This is a genomic window from Aeromicrobium sp. Leaf272 (assembly GCF_001422865.1).
Taxonomy (GTDB): Bacteria; Actinomycetota; Actinomycetes; order Propionibacteriales; family Nocardioidaceae; genus Aeromicrobium.
This window is the reverse complement of the sequence record NZ_LMMY01000011.1, coordinates 402718-403330: the sequence shown is the minus strand read 5'-3', so window position 1 is coordinate 403330 and position 613 is coordinate 402718.

The window sequence follows — 613 nt, the reverse complement described above, 5'->3', positions numbered from 1 at the left end:
CCTCGGCTTCCCGGAGGTCGAGGACGACAAGGTCGCGTTCACCGAGGCCGACGTCGCGGCGCTGAAGGTCACGAAGCGGCTGATCGACCTCGGGGTGCTCGAGGAGGACCGGCTGCCGCAGTTCGTCCGGTCCCTCGGGCGGACCTTCGCCCGGCTCGCCGACTGGCAGACGCGCCTCCTGCTCGGCGTGCTGCAGACCGAGGACGGGGGCCAGCCGCCGCTCGACGTGCTCGCCGAGGTGATCCCGATGGTCGAGGAGGTGCAGGGCTACGTGTGGCGGCGGCACCTGCTGGCCACTGCCTCGCGGATCGCGCTGCGCGACGTGCGGTCGGAGTCCGAGCGCCATCTCGTCGTCGGGTTCGTCGACATCGTCGGGTACACCTCGCGCAGCCGGCAGATGAGTCCGCGCGCGCTCGGTGCGATGGTCGAGTGGTTCGAGCGCGTCGTCACCGAGCTGGTCGTTCAGCACGGCGGACAGGTGATCAAGACCATCGGCGACGAGGCCCTGTTCACGGTGGACGACCCGACCGAGGCCGCGCTGCTCGCGCTCGAGCTGGTCGAGCGGGCCGAGGCCGACGAGCAGTTCCCCGACGTCCGCGTCGGGCTCGCCCAC